The sequence below is a fragment of the Arcanobacterium hippocoleae genome (genome assembly GCF_031456295.1).
Lineage (GTDB): Bacteria > Actinomycetota > Actinomycetes > Actinomycetales > Actinomycetaceae > Arcanobacterium_A > Arcanobacterium_A hippocoleae.
Map to the genome: position 1 here is coordinate 562,642 of NZ_JAVDUJ010000001.1, position 16,583 is coordinate 579,224.

Below are 16,583 nucleotides of genomic sequence, written 5' to 3' on the forward strand. Positions count from 1 at the left end.
TGAAGTGCTTTTTATTTCAAAATATTATTTCGAGAAATTAGCGCCGGAGACAACCCATCGAACCAGTAATACTGCCAAAGACACTATCAGAAGTAGACCAAACCCAGTTACTCACTATAGCTCAGCGTAGCTGAAATCGTCTTCACCCCACCTGGACGCAACCGCACACTCGCCATCGAATCAGCACGATTGAACGCATCAGGTAAATTAGATAACGGCTCCAAAGCAAATGATTTACGCGAGTCACGCGGCAAATCATCAGCCGTAAATACATGCATCACTGAAGTAGAAATCGGTTCCTGGCTCACTTTGATCTGTTGTGTTGAGGAAAGACTACGCACAAAAGTAGTAGCAACACCATCTTCATCAGGCACTAACCCGCGGAAAGAATCATCAATTTCGGTGTTCCCCACGTATGCATACTTCACCGGTGCTTGCACGCCAGCGTACGCCGCTTCGCCAGCAAGTGGAATTTTCTTCCCATCAACTAAAATCTTGGTACGCGCTGGGATCTCCAGTTCACAATTAGAAATAACTTCTTGATCAGGAATCCGCAAATACGGATGCCATCCCAATGCCAATGGAATATCTTGCGCGCCAGTATTAGTTGCAGCAATCACAACAGATAAATGTTCAACCCCATCAGCACCATTTTCTAATGAGAAAGTAACTTCGATCCGAAATGGCCACGGATAGCCAACACCTCCCGGGCAGTCGGCAGCAAGTACAAGTGCAGTATCTTTAGCGACCACTGCGAAATCCAAATCCTGCACTAAACCGTGAATCGCTTCCCCGTTTGCATCAAATTCAAGTTGGTAACGTTCACCATCGAATACATAGCTTCCGTCTTTTACACGACCCGGCCAAGGCGCAAGCACACGACTGCGTGATGCTATGCATTGGCGCAGCTCTGCAGCATTATGATAGCCATCGATCACATTTTTCCCTGGTTTTGGCTCCCACGAAATCAACGTGGCACCCAGCTGCGTCACAACAGCTTTTGCACCCGAATCTGCGATGATTTCCCACGCCGGAAGACCATCAAAATCGCATGGCAGAATCTGTGCATAAATTGATCCGGGCATTTGCTCCCTTTCACATTCTTCATTCTTAAATCGACGATTGTATTTATTCCACGGCGCAATACACACCGAAAACCATCTACACCCTAGCGCAAGCATAAAAATATTGACGGAAACGTCCAGAAATTGGAATGTTTCCGCCAATATTTGAATTCTCACTGCTTTTTCGCAATTTCCCTAGCTACTATCCCGAGCATCCTGCCAGGCAGCAGAAGTGAAAGCACACATCTTCCGGCAGAAAATTGCAGATTTGATTGTGCGCTCAGCGAAAACAGATCACGGCACAATATTGATCAACTTCGGAGCACGCACCACTACTTTGCGTGGATCACCATTCAAATACTGCTGCACCTTTTCTGAAGCCAAAGCTAAATCCGTGAGCTCAGATTCTGAAATATTTGGTGCCACCTCAAGGCGATCACGCACTTTTCCGCACACTTGCACCACACAGGTGACGGTATCATCAACCAGCAGCGATGGATCTTTGACCTGCGGGAAAGGCGCATGCGCCAGCGACTGCTGATGCCCCAGCTTTTCCCACAATTCTTCGGCAAGATGCGGCGCCACAGGTGCAACCATCTTCACCAAAGCTTCAGCAGCTTCACGCGGCACTTTCTGCCCAGTGAGATGATTATTCAGCACAATCATTTTCGCAATCGCAGTATTCACCCGCATCGCCGCATAATCAGCGGAAACATCATGAATCGTGCGAGCAAGGATCTTTGCAGTTTGTAAATCTAGCGCATCCTCGGTAACGATCAGTGCACCAGTCTTTTCGTCAATCAGATTCCGCCATAACCGCTGCAAGAATCGCTGCGAGCCGACCACTGCACGAGTCTCCCACGGCCGTGAAATATCAAGCGGCCCCATCGACATCTCATACACCCGGAATGTATCTGCACCATATTCGGCACACATTTCGTCAGGGGTCACAATGTTCTTCAGGCTCTTCCCCATCTTTCCATACTCACGATCAACTGGCTCTCCTTGCCACATATACGTGACTTCGCCGGAACCATCAGCAGCCGGAACCTCTTCAACTTCATCGGCTGGCACATACTGACCGCGCGCATCCGTATACGCATACGCCTGCACATAGCCTTGGTTGAAGAGTTCATGGAATGGCTCGCAGGAGGAAACAAATCCCAAATCAAAAAGCACCTTATGCCAGAAACGCGCATAGAGCAGATGCAATACTGCGTGTTCAACACCGCCCACATATAAATCGGCACCGCCGCACGCTTTCCCTTCCTTTGGCCCCATCCAATATGCTTCATTTTCCGGTGCGCAGAAGGCAGCATCGTGATTCGGATCAAGATAGCGCAATTCGTACCAGCAAGAGCCGGCCCAATTCGGCATCGTATTTGTATCACGCTGATAAACCTTTGGCCCCTCGCCCAAATCGAGCTCAACATTTACCCAATCTTGCAATCTGCCCAGCGGCGGCTCCGGGCTGGAAGTAGCATCATCTGGATCAAAAGCACGCGGTGAATAATCAGGCGTATCAGGTAAATTCACTGGCAGCATCGATTCAGGCAGCGCATGTACATTGCCTTGCGCATCGTACACTACTGGGAATGGTTCACCCCAATAGCGCTGACGGGAGAATAACCAATCACGCAAACGATAGGTGATCGTGGATTCACCCAAACCGCGCTCAGAAAGCCATTGCGTAATTTTCGCTTTACCACTCTCCTTGGTGAGCCCATTTAGTGAAATCTCGGAATTCTCAGAATTAATTATTTCTCCGTCTTCCACCCATGCGGTTTCCCAGGTGAAACCCTCAGCAGGTTTCATCGTGGCGATGATATCTAAATCAAACTTCTTTGCGAAATCAAAATCGCGCTGATCGTGAGCTGGTACAGCCATGATCGCGCCAGTACCGTAGCTCATCATCACATAGTCTGCAGTAAAGACGGGAGTTAATTTTCCATTCACCGGATTATCAGCATAAATCCCAGTAAAGACACCTGTCTTTTCTTTTGTTGTATCAGCTCGATCCGCATCTGATTTCCGCATCGCTTGAGCTTGATATGCAGCTACGGCTTCACGTGGCGTAGCCGCCCCGTCTTTCCAAGCTTCGCGTGTGCCAGCTGGCCATTCCTGCGGAATATTTTCTGCCGCCAGCAGTGGATGCTCCGGTGAAACAACCATGAAGGTAGCTCCAAAAAGCGTATCTGGCCGTGTGGTAAAAACAGTTAACTGCGTATCCTTGCTCCGCCCGTGTGCAGTAAACTGCACATTTGCGCCAAAGGATTTTCCAATCCAATTTCGCTGCATCGAGCGCACTTTATCTGGCCAATTCACCAAATCCAGATCAGCTGCGAGTCGATCCGAATATTCGGTGATCCGCATCATCCATTGCCGTAATTTTCGCTTAAAGACAGGGAAATTACCGCGTTCTGAACGTCCTTCATTTGTTACTTCTTCATTTGCGAGCACTGTGCCAAGCCCCGGACACCAATTCACTGGCGCATAATCAATATACGCAAGACGGCGTGAATCCACTGCGTCACGTTGCTCTTGTGCACTTAGTTCGTCCCATTTTCGCCCGTCAGGTAAGGCAATCGAACCGTCAGCATATCCGGCGATGAGCTCATCAATATGCCGTGCCCGCCCTTTACTGCCTGGCATCCGTCCCGCAGCTTGCGGATCATACCAAGAATTGAAAATTTGTAAGAAAATCCATTGCGTCCACTTCACATATTCGATATCAGTAGTCGCAAAAGAGCGCCGGGCTTCATGTGAAAGCCCAATTCGCCGTAATTGCTTCCGCATAGTTGCAATATTTTCTTCAGTTGTGGCTCGCGGATGCCGCCCCGTCTGCACTGCAAATTGCTCAGCAGGCAATCCGAATGCATCAAAGCCCATCGTATAGAGCACATTTTTTCCTTGCATCCGCTGATATCGTGCCACCGTATCGGTAGCAATATAACCCAAGGGATGCCCCACATGTAATCCCTTACCTGACGGATACGGGAACATATCTAGGAGAAAGTAGGATTCTGGTAGTAGTTCATCTTTGCCGTCAGCAAGCTCACCAACTGGATTTGGTGCATTGAAAGTACCTTCGGCTTCCCACCTGTCTTGCCATTTTGCTTCAATTGCATTTGCAAGCTCAGCGGTGTAGCGATACGGGAATGTGCCTTCCATCGTTTCGTTACTCATCTACTTTTGCTCCTTGATTTTCGTAATTTTCGCGAATCTACTGCCTGCTATCTGGCAAGATCCAATCTGAAAATATTCCTCACTGTGCCTTCTCAAAACTGAAAAGCGCAATTACGTGCTGTTCAATCCTACCTCAGCCGTTCGCTTCTCACAGTTCCGTCTTACCTGGTGACGGCAAACTCACTTCCAGTTGCAAATCCGCTATGCAGAGAAGACTCTTTGTAGTTTAGATGAGAGCATTTACACTTAAAACATGAGTATTTTTACAAAAATCATTGACGGTGAAATTCCCGGCCGTTTTGTTTGGCAAGACGAAGTTTGCGTTGCATTTGCAACTATTGAACCAGTCGAAGCAGGGCACGTTTTACTCGTACCGCGGATCGAAGTGGATAAATTTTACGATCTTGATCCAGAAATTTTTGCACATCTGGCAAAAGTTGCGCAAATAATTGGACGAGCACAAGCACATGCTTTTGGTACATCCCGTGCAATCATGTCGATCTTTGGTTTCGATGTGCCACATGTACACTTACATCTCCATCCAGGATCGCCTGATACAGTGAAAAAAATCAGCACTCCAAAAATGGCTGACGGTGCGGCTCTCGATGCGGCAATGGAAAAATTACGTGATTCGCTATGTACACTTGGCTACCGCAAAAATGTGCCAGCTGAAATGGGAAAGCTAAGCTGAAATCGCGACGCGAAATTCGCACCCGGATGCGTCAATTTTCTTTATCTTTCAGAACAGACGGGAAATCGCATCCCAAAGATTAAATAATGCCGTCGCAAAAAGGATGAAATAAATTCCGCCAAGCATGCCTCCTTGATTCCGGACAAGAAATTCCCCAAGTTTTTGTGCACGACCATTTCCAAAATGACCAGCTTGGAAGGATCGCGAAAGAATCAGGTAAGTGAGCGGGATCGTCACGATCCAAATCATTACGCAATAGGGGCAAAGCACTGTTTTGATAAACAAAGACTGATATATAAACCAAAGCAGCCAAATATCTGCCAGAGCCGCACCGCAACTCACTAACCGCCAATTCACGGCAGGTAGTTGCGCACCCGTAAGCAGGATCAAGGAAAAGAAAGCCAAGGCAGCGAATGCGGCAAATCCGAGAACCGAGTTTGAAATCCCGAAGAAGACTTCATTTTGCCAGGCTCCGATCCAATCACCGCACCCAATAAATGGGTTCACATCGCAAATAAGCGCAGCTTCCGGATCACGCAGATGCATTTTTTCCGTCATAATCAATGCTAAAGAAGCAGCTCCGCCGACGAGTGAAAGTATCAGCATAATTCCAGCAAATTTGGCCGATGCCCCGCCAGCGATTTGATGTTTTGAAGCACCTCCACGCAAATAAGCCAGCCGTTCTTCGATCTCCGGATCAGCAATTTCCTCAAATTCACTCAATGAATTCAGGTTTTTTCCGCCTATTAAAGATTGCTCGCTCAAATCTGCTCCTTCTTCATTCCAGCATCTCCGGGCTTTCAGCTGCTCTATATTTATATTCCTGCTAAAGCCTCATCGTACCAGCTATCTCCGAAGTTCTCAGACCGCAACTGCAGACACATCCGCGATGCCGCTTTACTGCCAGGGATCTCACTTACCGAAGCTTTCAGCTGCGCTCTTCCTCGCTGTTCCTTCCGCTTCGGCTGTTACTGCCGAATTCCGGACCTTTTTTGTTTTCAAATATGCTTCTGCAATCAGAACTTTCCCAATTTTTCATTCTGAATTCGCAGATCATGCATCAGGCAACAATGTCTGGATTTCTCGCAGCGAAAAATCAAGGTGTATTCACCTCCGCAACCATCTACGATGGAGTCTACAAAGTAATTTCGGGAGGAGAATACATTGCTAAAATCCGGAGAAAGCGCTGCAGAGCGCAACTATCAACATATTGAAGATAAGGTTCCCCAAGCTTTACGCACAGCTGGCGCATGGAGCTGGCGCGTGATTGCAATTACAATCGTAGCTACGAGCCTGATTTGGTTTTCGGGTCAGTTTTCAACGATTCTCATCGCACTGATGGTTGCATTACTAATTGCGGTAGTTGCAGAACCAGTAGCTGCTAAAATGCGAAATTCCTTCGGATGGCCACCGGCACTTGCCGCTTGTTTAACACTGTTACTGGCTACGCTCATCGTACTGCTCATGCTTGGTGCTTCCAGCACGGGGATCTATCAGGGGTTCTTCGATTTACGCGAAAATGTGGAAGATGGTATCGGCACGTTAGTCGCCTGGATCGGCGAGAGATTCCCCAACTATGAAGATCAGGTTACGAAGTTCTGGAGTCAGCTGCAGAGCTTTGTCACAAATAACTCCGGGCGCATTGCCGGAGGCGTACTTGCAATTTCAAACTCCGTCACCACGTTCCTCACGGGAGCAATGGTGACATTCTTTGCACTCTTCTTCTTTTTGAAAGACGGACGTCGGCTCTGGCAATGGTGTGTGCGCCTCTTCCCTGCCGAGTATCGTGATAACGTCAATGAATCTGGTATCCGAATTTGGGTTACGGTAGGTAATTACACCCGGACTCAAGCCATTGTTGCAATCGTTGATGCGATCGGCGTTGCTGCAATCGCAATGTTGCTAGGCACTCCATTCTCCCTTTCGCTTCCAATTGCGGTGCTCGTATTTATCGGTGCTTTCATTCCAATCGTTGGTGCACTTGTATCTGGTTCAGCAGCAATTCTAGTGGTCCTGGTGAACACTGGAAATATTTGGATGGCCGTCGCCATGATTGTTGGCGTGCTCCTGGTACAGCAAATTGAAGGAAACTTACTCCAACCAATTTTGCAGGGCAATGCACTCAATATGCATCCACTGGCAATTTTGCTTTTAGTGATGGCTGGCTCTGGTGTTGCCGGAATTGTGGGTGCACTTTTTGTAGTGCCATTTTCCGCTGCATTTAATGCCGTAGTGCTTTATCTTAACGGTCACGATATTTATCCTTATCTTGATCGCGATCCCAATCGCCCCGGCGGACCGAAAAAGCCTTTTAGTAAGTACGCTCAGGAACATTGGAAAGAATTTGACGAAAAAGTCGTGCAGCATGAGAGCCCGAAAGCCCGCAAGCGGCTAAAGAAGCTCGCAAAGAAAGCGGAAAATAAAGCAAAATAGCGCTACGGCTACGAAAAAAGCCGTTAGACTGAACATATATTTACGTTCACTACAGAGGAAGAATTATGTCCACTCCACATATCAATGCCGAAAAGGGCGATTTTGCGCCAGCTGTGCTCATGCCAGGTGATCCGAAGCGCGCTGAGCGAATGGCGCGCTACCTGATGCCAGAGGCAAAACTCGTCACGGATGTGCGTGGGATCCTAGGATTTACTGGCGAGGTAAATGGTAAGCCACTTTCGATCATGGCTTCTGGAATGGGGCAGCCTTCACTTTCGATCTATGTTAATGAGCTCTTCATGGAATACGATGTACAGCGAATTATTCGCGTCGGCACCTGCGGCGGGATCTCTTCACGGGTGAAAATCGGAGATGTGATAATTGCCAATGGTGCACACTATGAAGGTGTGATCAATACATATTGGGTCGATGGTATTCATTATTCAGCAATCGCTGATTTTGAGTTGGTGCGCGCTGCTGCAGCTGCCGCTGAAGATGATCCAAACGTAGTAGTTGCCCCGATCATCTCACGCGATCGATTCTATGGGGTCAGCGAAGCAGAAAATCGCGCTCTTGCAGCTAATGGCACGATGGGTGTGGAGATGGAAGCAGGAGCCCTTTACGGGCTTGCTGCGCATTATGGAAGGCAAGCGCTCGCTGTACTCACCGTTTCTGATCATCTCTTCGCATCAGATTCTCGCGATATGACGGCTGAAGAGCGGGAATCAAATTTCCAGAAGGCGCTAAAGCTCGCAGTAGCTGCCGCACATTGCTAATTTAGCTGCAGCTATTTCACTGCTGCATGCACCTTTCGTTTCTCATTGCGAATTCTTCGCAGTCGAATCGTGCATGCAGCATACTTATTTTCATGTTATTGATTCCGTGAGAGGAGACGCACTAATGCCCAGCTCACAATTGAGCCAATCAACCGAAGACTACCTGAAAAATATCTGGCTGCTAAGTGAAAAAACTGGAAATACAGCCGGGGTACGCGCGCTTGCAAAACATATGGGTTTAAGTCCGTCCACCGTATCAGAAGCCATGAAAAAGCTCGCTGAGCAGGGATACGTTGAGCATCATCGGTATAGCGGGATCACTCTCACCCCCACTGGCGCAAAAATTGCGATTCAAATGGCGCGAAAGCATCGCCTGATTGAAACTTATCTGGTGCAGCAACTGGGGTATAACTGGGATGAAGTGCATCAGGAAGCAGAAGCACTTGAACATGCCGTCTCTGATCGTTTCGTGGAACAAATCGATAAAATTCTCGGGCACCCCACAGAGGATCCTCACGGGGCACCGATCCCTACGGCTACTGGATCAATCGCTGACGTAAAAATTCGGATGCTCAGCGAAGTACACGAACTTGGCATGGTGAAAATTGCACGTGTTTCTGATAAAGACCCAGAAATACTCGCTTTTTTGGCACAAGCTGCAATCACACCCGGGATTTCGTGTGAGATCACTGCGATTTCGCAATCTTTGGGCACGATCACTTTGATTCCAGCGCAGGGACGGAAAATTCAAATTACAATTCCGATTGCTGAGCAGATTTGGATCGCTGATTTATAGTCTGGTTCCTGAATTTATAATGATTGCGTAGCTTCTCCATCTGCTCTGCCTGCAGCGCTATGCTGTAACTCTCGCCGACCACAGCACTGCAAGAACGGCAAGATAAACGAAAACACAAGAAAAATCTCACTCCGTCCAAAATGTGAAACAAAAATTTTGGAACTTGCGCCACTGCCCTTTTCAATGCAATCATTTATTTGGACATCAAGAGCAGTAGAGAGACTTGGCTCAGTGAAACTGCAGCAACCCGGATAGCCGGGTGCTAATGCCAAGACCGATGGGGGAAATGAAATGATTGAGCTTCACGAAGTTACAAAAATATATCCAAGAAAAGGTGCGAGCGATGTGACCGCGCTGGATCACCTTTCACTCTCAGTTGGTCAAGGCGAAATCCACGGTATTGTAGGCGAATCAGGAGCCGGTAAATCTACTTTGATCCGTTGCTTGACAGCGCTTGAACGCCCTACTTCGGGCACGATTTCAGTAAATGGAAAAGATTTCACGCAACTTTCGGAAAAAGAATTACGCAACGCGCGACGTGATATCGGTATGGTTTTTCAAGGGGCGAATCTTCTTGACTCCCGCACGGCTGGTGAAAATGTAGCGTATCCGCTGAAAATCTCAGGGATGGATAAAGTTACCCGGCAAAAGCGTGTAAAAGCACTATTTGAGCTAATTGGTTTGGCTGGGCGAGAAAGTTCATATCCTTCCCAGCTATCTGGTGGGCAACGGCAACGTGTGGGAATTGCTCGCGCGCTTGCCGACGAACCATCGGTAATCCTTGCTGATGAACCAACTTCAGCGCTTGACTTTGAAACGACCGAGCAGATCCTCACGCTCTTGAAAGACGTTCGCGACAGACTCGGTGTAACGGTAATTGTGATCACCCATGAGATGTCTGTGGTGCGGAAAATTTGTGATTCAGTAACGCTGCTTGATGCCGGAAAAGTGATTGCCTCCGAGCAAATTTCACAATCCGTTGCGCATCCCGATTCACCCTTGAGTCTGAAGTTAATCCCATTACCAGAAGTGGATTATTCCCAGCTTAACGGGCAATCAGTGATCGATGTCTTTTTCACCGCACGTCCGGGCGAACCAGCTGGCACGAAAGTGATCAGCCTGATTTCGCATCTCCATGCCGATATTGCAGCTGGATTTTTTGAAACGATCGGTCAAGTGCAGGTATCACGATTGGCGGTTACCGTGCCTACCGGCATCGTAAATCAGACGATCGCAAAGTTACGGGAAAATGGGATCTCCGCGAAGGAGCGTGCATAATGCTCAATGAATCAGTTTTTTCATTGCAAACCGCCCTCACTTCATTTTTTGCAACCGAAGGTACCTGGTTGCAGAATCCAGCCATCGAAAAAATGCTCCTACCGGCAATCTGGGAAACTCTGCTAATGGTATTCGTAGCCACTTTGGCGACGGTAATCATTGGTTTACCCCTCGGCGTATTTCTTTCTGAAACACGCAAAGGCGGCGTGATCGCCTCCCCGATTGCAAATCGCATCACCGGAATAATCGTAAATTTGGGACGCGCAATCCCGTTTATTATCCTGGCAATTATTGTGCTCTTTGCGATTCGTGCGATTAATCTGCCGTGGCTGAAAGCAATTGGCTGGCCGGCTTTTACCATTGCACTGGTATTTTCCGCTGTTCCGTATTTTGCACGCTTGATTGAATCAAATCTTCTTTCGGTTGCGCAAGGGAAAGTTGAAGCTGCCCAAATGATGGGTGCAAGTCGGCTCAGAATCATGTCTGGAGTGCTGGTGCGAGAAGCATTGCCGTCAATTATTCAATCGATTACGATTCTTGCAATCACGATCATCGGATATTCTGCGATGGCGCCAGCTGTCGGTGCGGGTGGTCTGGGAGCTCTCGCGATCAACTACGGTTATCAACGTTACAACTTTGATGTAATTGTAGTTGTAGTCGTAGTAATTCTCCTGCTGGTGCAACTTGTACAGATGATTGGCGATATGCTTAGCCGGTTGGTAGACCACCGCTAAGGCGTTGCCAACCGGGAAGACGGAAAACTTCAATCTCTGCGAGATCTCAAAAATTTTTCCTGACACAAAAAATAACTAGCTGACTGCATGGCAAAGATAAAGCAGATAAGTTCCTTTCTCGATCTCTTGATCGCTCAGTTGGCAAAGTCGAATCGCCTGAAAAAAATCAGAGATCAGGATTGTGTCAAGATCTGACAATGAATCGTATTTCCGTTACTGCCTTAGCAGGCAAGATTCACGATTTTCACCAGTACGAACTTAATTTTTACGTGTACCACTACACAACAACACACAACGAAGGAAAGAAAATGTCAAAAACAAAGAAAATAACAGCTCTCCTCTTCGCATCAATACTTGCATTAGGAGCATGTTCTGCGGGCGATAAGGCACAAAATGATGCCAAGAACGCTGACGGTACCGTTACGATCACGATCGGCGCTACCCCCGTACCACATGTCGAAATTCTCGAATTTGTATCAGAGAAGCTTGCAAAGGATGCCGGAATCAAACTTGATATCAAAACCTACACCGATTATGTACAGCCAAATGTAGCACTTGACTCCGGTGATCTTGATGCGAATTTCTTCCAAACTCCAAACTACTTGGAAGCTGAAACTAAAGAAAAGGGCTACACTTTTGAACAAGGCAAAGGAATCCATATTGAACCGCTAGCGCTCTACTCAGCGAAGTTTCAGCAGGTATCCGATATTCCTGATGGCGCAACTATTGTGGTCAACAATGATCCAGCAAACCAGGCTCGCGGCTTAAAGCTGCTTGAAGCAGCTGACCTGCTTCAACTCGATGCTGATAAGGAGATTCCAGGAATCGTAGATATCAAGGAAAATCCAAAGCAACTGAAGATCGTAGAGTCTGAAGGTGCTGCGATTCCAGTGCAATTGCCAGATGTGGAAGCTGCCGTCATCAATGGCAATTTTGCACTTGAAGCTGGTTTGAAGCCTGCCGATTCGCTCTTCATTGAACCGGCAGAAGATAGCCCTTACACCAATATCCTCGTTTGGAAGGGCGATAATCAGAAGCTCGCAGCAATCAAGAAACTCGATGAGCTATTACACAGTGATGCCGTGAAAGAATTCATTACAAACAAGTATCCAGACAAGAATGTGATTCCAGCTTTCTAAGCAGCATTGATTGAGATTCGCAAACAATGAGTGGGGGCTGCCTGCGGCGATTTGTAATCGCACAGGCAGCCCCCACTATTGCAAGTTTAACGCCGGAGGAATCCCGCAAGCACTCCTCGCTTTGGAGCACCAAGCCAGATCACGATAAAAATGATCGTAGCTGCGAGCACCACAGAGGCACCGGTAGGTAAATCCCATGCCCATGAAGCCCAAATTCCCAGAAAAGCGGAGATCCCACCAATTGCAGGTGCAATGATCATCATTGGCACTACTCGGTCCGAAAGGAAGCGTGCTGCTGCCGCTGGCGCAATAAGCAACGCCAGCACCAAAATATTACCGATAGTCTGTACTGAAACTACCACTGCTGCAGCAATCGTAAGATAGAGAACCAAATCAATAAGTACTACTTTGATCCCACGTGAACGTGCAAAATCGCGATCGACACTCACCAACACAATTTTTTCGTGTGTCAGGGCAAGCGTACCGAGAATCAGGAAACCAATACCAGCCACCGTGAGAATATCCGTATTGCTCACCCCCGTCAATGAACCAAACAGGAACGATTCAAGCGATCCGGTATATCCTGGTACGCGACTCATAATTACCAGACCAAGCGCGAATGCTGCAGCAAAAAAAATACCGATAATCGAATCTTCACGCAGGCGGCGATTCTGTGAAAATCCAGCAATCAGCAATGTCACCACACCGCCAGCAACCGCGCCCCCCAGCAATATTGAACCCTGCAAGACGAATGCAATCGCAATTCCGGGAAAAACGGCATGCGAAAGCGCATCCCCGACAAAGGAGAGTCCACGTAATACCACGTGGACACCTACTGCCCCGCAAATAATTGCCGACATCATCGCAATCAGTAGCGCTTTGGGCAAAAATGAAAGCGTTGGATTGGCCAAATCTGCGATAAATTCAAATAAACTCATTGCCCTACTCCCATTCCAAGCATCCGCAACAGTGCAGAGTTTTCCTGCACCTGGTATGTTTCCATCCAAAGCTGACGGTCGAGCAGCTGATGTGGTGCACCAATTGCACGAACAGTTCGATTGAGCATCACGAGCCGGTCACAGATATCGACAGCCTGGGTTAGATCATGGGTGGACATCAAAATTGCTACTGACGAATCACGCAGTTTTTGAAACAGCGCAGCGAGCGCATCCTGATTTGGATGATCAAGACCCGTAAAAGGCTCGTCTAAAAGCAATAATGATGGTCCGTCAGCAAGTGCACGCGCAATCAGTACACGCTGTTTTTGCCCACCCGAAAGCTCGTCAATAGTGCGTTTGCGTAAATCGTAGAGATCAACTTGCCGCAGCGCCCGGTACACTGCTGCCCAGATCTCAGCTTGGCTCAGCTTGGTTTTACCGGCAGCTTCCAAGGGCTGCTGTATTTTCGCACCACCCAGTAAAGCACTCCCATTGCTTTTTTTCCGCCAAATTGATCTCCCTGGGCGCGTAAATGCCATGCGGACAAGCTGTTCAACGCTGATCGGATAATGCCAGTCAAGGTCTTGCCGTTGCGGCACATAGCCAATACTTCCGTGCTTTACCAGCTGACCTTGTGAAACTGGAATCAGTTGCATGATCGAACGCATGAGCGTAGTTTTCCCAGCGCCGTTTGGACCGATCAAGCCCACTAATTCCCCACTGCTCATTGCAAAATTCACAGCATCCAAGACCTGGTTTCCACCAAGCTTTACACTTAGCTCAGCTACTTCAAGCACGTGCGCACTGGTGTGATCCAAATGCGCCGCATCAGTATTTTGACTCACGAAAACTTCACGTTCCTCATTTTCAGTTGCGGTTATTTTTCAGCATCGAAATTGCCGTCAGCCATTATCTCAGCCGCATTTTTTGCATTTTCACCACGTTTGCGCAGCGCAAATACAGTTCCGATCACCACAATGATCAAGGCGATAATCACACCCCCCAGAATAAACGGCAAGGCGTTATTCTGATCGATCGCACTCGGTTGTGCAGCGCTGACTTCACTATCAGCCGTGTGCTCAGTATTCCATTTTTCAGCAAGGGCACGTTCGGCATCTGCCTGATCTGAAACAGCAAAACGTAAAATCTTGGTTTGTGAAACTTTTTCGCCATTTTGCAGTTGTGCTTGTGCTGTTAGCCGTACCAGATGCACACCTGGCTTCGTAAATACCCAGTTTGCATGAGTATGTGTATTTAGTTCAACGTGAATTGGCTGCGCTTGAGTTTTCGTGGAATCCCATAATTGCTGCGGTCCAGCAAAGTTACCTGCCTGGATGAATACATGGAAATCTCCCGGGCCTTGATGCCCTTCAAAGATCAAATCCACTCCGCCATTTACTTGCTTTACGACCTCAGGCGATTGCGTATTCCAGCCTAGCCAGAGAGCCCCGCGCAGCTCTTGCTGTGGAATGACCCAAACCGGGCCGTCAGCTTGAATAAATTGATATTCTGGATTGCTCGGGATCTGCTGTTTCGCAGCATCTACTACGCGGAAAACTACTTCCTCGACATTCCGCCACATTGGGGTGGCTGTGGTGTCATCGCGAGCATAGAGATCCCATTTACCGTCAATTAAAAGCGGCCCCATATCTACATGCCCGGCATTGAGCTCAACTGGATTGCCAAGCGGTACGATTTGTTCATCGCTGGTTACTGTTTGGGTCAAAGCCGGATCTACTGCATTATTTTGATTATTTTGCGGCGTTTCATCTGCCCCTTGTGCAAGTGTGGTAGCAAATGTAAAACTGAGCATTACAGCGAATAATGCCGCTACTTTTCTCCGAGCGTTCATGTCTTTCCTCATCTTCATACTGCGATAAAAATTTTCTTTACTTAAATATTTGTATGATCTGCTGCGATCGGTGATTTTCATTGCACCAATTTTGGATCGGTAGGAAAATCCCAGGCGGGTAATGCGCCTGGATCCAGGCAGCCCTTCAAAGATTTTGCGTTTGCCGTCATCAGTTTCAGATAGCTATCAACTTCGCGGGTGAATGTATCTGCATAAATCGTGCATACTTTCACATCCGCTTGCTGTGCTACGGCCAGTAATTCATTAACGTGAGTGCGCGCATTAGGTTCAATAAATACCGCCCGTCCGCCGATATTTTGTAGTGTGCGAGCCAAATTTGCCAGTTGTTGCACTGACGGCTCAAGTGACGGGTTGGGCGCCACGAAGCCTGCGATCTTCAACCCGTAAGCACGCGCGAGATATCCGAATGCATCATGGGTGGTGACGAGAGTGCGCTGTTTGCTTGGAATTGAAGCAAGCACACTGCTCATCCACTGATCAAGACGATGTAATTGCGAAATGTACCGCTCTGCATTTTCCTGATATTGTTTCGCATTTTGTGGGTCTAATTGCACCAATTCTTCACGAATTGTTTCCACGTATGCGATTGCATTTTTCACATCATGCCAAAGATGCGGATCTATTTCGCCATGCACATGCCGTCCGGCAACCGCTTGTGCAAGGATAAATGCTTCTTGCCCCGGACGGGCAAGAAAGCCCCATTCTGGACTCGGGATCGTCGTAACGGATGAATACGGTACTGCAAAGACTACCTCGCTTGGCTGCAAATATTCCTTGCCGCCTTTTTCATTGTCCGTGAGCAAAGTAATTCCACCAGCGAGCTTCGCGGTAATATCAACGTGCCCGGAATCAATTACCCGGAGATTTTCCTTTTGCGGCTCTTTTCCAACGATAAAGCGGACTTTATCAACGCCCAGTTCTTTGCTTGCGCGACCATCTTTTAAGACGGCTTTCAAGGTCAGCTGATATTCTCCTGGTGCAGAAAATCCCCACGACATATGCGTATGCGCATTTGTCGGCAATTCTACTCGATCTTCACTCGGGTCAATACCGTCACTGCTCGTGATCCAGGCACTTGGCTGACCAAATGTGCCGGTAGTGAATGCGGCGAGTGCACCCGGCCCGTTTGCTTCGATCGCAGAAATTTCGACTGTAGCATTTTGTCCGCCTGCACCATCTACACGAAATCCAAGCCAAACTGTGGAAAGTGAAGCGTCTTCGACAAGCTGGATATGCCGAGCACCAAATTTTACCGCTTCGTTTCCGAGCCCGATATGCTTTGCACCATCGGGAAGATTTGCATCAATGGTTTTCAGTAAGGATTGCTCTTCAAGCAGAAGCTGGTTTGAAAAAGCGATATCGGCACGCGCCACATCGCGAATTGCAGCCAGTGAAGGTTCATAAGTATGCGGATCAGCCCCTGGAGGTACGAGCGTTGAGATTTCGGCTTCTGGTGCCACATTTTGCACAAAATCAGCAATGATCGGGGTACTTGAAACGATTTTCAGTTGCGCACTTTCAGCTTTCGCTGAAATTTGCCCTCCGCCAGTCGTTGCTAATGCCGCATTTTTGAGCGGCATAGCTGCGCACGAAACGAGCATCAGTGTGCCCGCAATTATCGCTGCAAGGCTTCTTCGGCGCATGCAAATCCTCACTTTTGTTTCTTCAGATACTC

General features: G+C 48.0%; 14 protein-coding genes and 1 riboswitch. Of the genes, 7 read left to right on the top strand and 7 right to left on the bottom strand.

Annotation, left to right across the window (positions count from 1 at the left end):
- Positions 1-107: 107 nt before the first annotated feature.
- Positions 108-1,226: an aldose 1-epimerase gene (locus J2S36_RS02435; RefSeq protein WP_309955165.1), complete on the bottom strand. Its 1,119-nt coding sequence runs from the start codon at positions 1,224-1,226 to the stop codon at positions 108-110.
- A gap of 132 nt (positions 1,227-1,358) precedes the next feature.
- Positions 1,359-4,250: a leucine--tRNA ligase gene (leuS, locus tag J2S36_RS02440; RefSeq protein ID WP_309955167.1), complete on the bottom strand. Its 2,892-nt coding sequence runs from the start codon at positions 4,248-4,250 to the stop codon at positions 1,359-1,361.
- A gap of 253 nt (positions 4,251-4,503) precedes the next feature.
- Here leuS and J2S36_RS02445 point away from each other — a divergent pair, with 253 nt between their 5' ends.
- The gene (locus J2S36_RS02445) at positions 4,504-4,941 is read left to right on the top strand and encodes an HIT family protein (protein WP_309955169.1); all 438 of its coding nucleotides are present in this window, start codon (positions 4,504-4,506) and stop codon (positions 4,939-4,941) included.
- 48 nt (positions 4,942-4,989) lie between these two features.
- Here J2S36_RS02445 and J2S36_RS02450 read toward each other — a convergent pair whose 3' ends face one another.
- The gene (locus J2S36_RS02450; protein WP_309955171.1) at positions 4,990-5,706 is read right to left on the bottom strand and encodes a vitamin K epoxide reductase family protein; all 717 of its coding nucleotides are present in this window, start codon (positions 5,704-5,706) and stop codon (positions 4,990-4,992) included.
- 399 nt (positions 5,707-6,105) lie between these two features.
- Here J2S36_RS02450 and J2S36_RS02455 point away from each other — a divergent pair, with 399 nt between their 5' ends.
- The 6 genes from J2S36_RS02455 (at position 6,106) to J2S36_RS02480 (ending at position 12,097) form a co-directional block, all read left to right on the top strand.
- Positions 6,106-7,374, top strand: coding sequence for an AI-2E family transporter (locus J2S36_RS02455; protein WP_309955173.1), 1,269 nt, complete (start codon positions 6,106-6,108; stop codon positions 7,372-7,374).
- Positions 7,375-7,439: 65 nt separating this feature from the next.
- Entirely contained in the window at positions 7,440-8,150 is a 711-nt protein-coding gene (locus J2S36_RS02460) for a purine-nucleoside phosphorylase (protein ID WP_309955176.1), read from the top strand.
- Positions 8,151-8,274: 124 nt separating this feature from the next.
- The gene (locus J2S36_RS02465; protein WP_309955178.1) at positions 8,275-8,946 is read left to right on the top strand and encodes a metal-dependent transcriptional regulator; all 672 of its coding nucleotides are present in this window, start codon (positions 8,275-8,277) and stop codon (positions 8,944-8,946) included.
- Positions 8,947-9,144: 198 nt separating this feature from the next.
- Positions 9,145-9,230: riboswitch (SAM riboswitch) on the top strand.
- 7 nt (positions 9,231-9,237) lie between these two features.
- Entirely contained in the window at positions 9,238-10,224 is a 987-nt protein-coding gene (locus tag J2S36_RS02470) for a methionine ABC transporter ATP-binding protein (protein WP_309955180.1), read from the top strand.
- Complete coding sequence (locus J2S36_RS02475) at positions 10,224-10,958, top strand: methionine ABC transporter permease (protein ID WP_309955182.1); 735 nt, start codon at positions 10,224-10,226, stop codon at positions 10,956-10,958. The genes J2S36_RS02470 and J2S36_RS02475 overlap by 1 nt, the downstream gene beginning before the upstream one ends.
- A gap of 308 nt (positions 10,959-11,266) precedes the next feature.
- The gene (locus J2S36_RS02480; protein ID WP_309955184.1) at positions 11,267-12,097 is read left to right on the top strand and encodes a MetQ/NlpA family ABC transporter substrate-binding protein; all 831 of its coding nucleotides are present in this window, start codon (positions 11,267-11,269) and stop codon (positions 12,095-12,097) included.
- Between the two features lie 86 nt (positions 12,098-12,183).
- Here the strand turns inward: J2S36_RS02480 and J2S36_RS02485 are convergent, their stop codons facing one another.
- The 4 genes from J2S36_RS02485 to J2S36_RS02500 form a co-directional block, all read right to left on the bottom strand.
- The gene (locus J2S36_RS02485; protein ID WP_309955185.1) at positions 12,184-13,035 is read right to left on the bottom strand and encodes an anchored repeat-type ABC transporter permease subunit; all 852 of its coding nucleotides are present in this window, start codon (positions 13,033-13,035) and stop codon (positions 12,184-12,186) included.
- Positions 13,032-13,880, bottom strand: a complete 849-nt coding sequence (locus J2S36_RS02490; protein ID WP_309955187.1) for a metal ABC transporter ATP-binding protein — start codon at positions 13,878-13,880, stop codon at positions 13,032-13,034. Before J2S36_RS02490 ends, J2S36_RS02485 begins: the two co-directional genes overlap by 4 nt.
- Before the next feature lie 32 nt (positions 13,881-13,912).
- Entirely contained in the window at positions 13,913-14,887 is a 975-nt protein-coding gene (locus J2S36_RS02495) for a choice-of-anchor M domain-containing protein (protein ID WP_309955189.1), read from the bottom strand.
- A gap of 77 nt (positions 14,888-14,964) precedes the next feature.
- Positions 14,965-16,551 (bottom strand): anchored repeat ABC transporter, substrate-binding protein, encoded by a 1,587-nt coding sequence (locus J2S36_RS02500; protein ID WP_309955192.1) that lies wholly within the window; start codon positions 16,549-16,551, stop codon positions 14,965-14,967.
- Positions 16,552-16,583: the final 32 nt, after the last annotated feature.

What these genes read in the sequence shown, in the direction of transcription:
- leuS (WP_309955167.1), bottom strand. Translation starts at nt 4,250, where the DNA reads ATGAGTAACGAAACGATGGAAGGCACATTCCCGTATCGCTACACCGCT.
- J2S36_RS02445 (WP_309955169.1), top strand. Translation starts at nt 4,504, where the DNA reads ATGAGTATTTTTACAAAAATCATTGACGGTGAAATTCCCGGCCGTTTT.
- J2S36_RS02460 (WP_309955176.1), top strand. Translation starts at nt 7,440, where the DNA reads ATGTCCACTCCACATATCAATGCCGAAAAGGGCGATTTTGCGCCAGCT.
- J2S36_RS02465 (WP_309955178.1), top strand. Translation starts at nt 8,275, where the DNA reads ATGCCCAGCTCACAATTGAGCCAATCAACCGAAGACTACCTGAAAAAT.
- J2S36_RS02470 (WP_309955180.1), top strand. Translation starts at nt 9,238, where the DNA reads ATGATTGAGCTTCACGAAGTTACAAAAATATATCCAAGAAAAGGTGCG.
- J2S36_RS02475 (WP_309955182.1), top strand. Translation starts at nt 10,224, where the DNA reads ATGCTCAATGAATCAGTTTTTTCATTGCAAACCGCCCTCACTTCATTT.
- J2S36_RS02480 (WP_309955184.1), top strand. Translation starts at nt 11,267, where the DNA reads ATGTCAAAAACAAAGAAAATAACAGCTCTCCTCTTCGCATCAATACTT.
- J2S36_RS02485 (WP_309955185.1), bottom strand. Translation starts at nt 13,035, where the DNA reads ATGAGTTTATTTGAATTTATCGCAGATTTGGCCAATCCAACGCTTTCA.
- J2S36_RS02495 (WP_309955189.1), bottom strand. Translation starts at nt 14,887, where the DNA reads ATGAACGCTCGGAGAAAAGTAGCGGCATTATTCGCTGTAATGCTCAGT.
- J2S36_RS02500 (WP_309955192.1), bottom strand. Translation starts at nt 16,551, where the DNA reads ATGCGCCGAAGAAGCCTTGCAGCGATAATTGCGGGCACACTGATGCTC.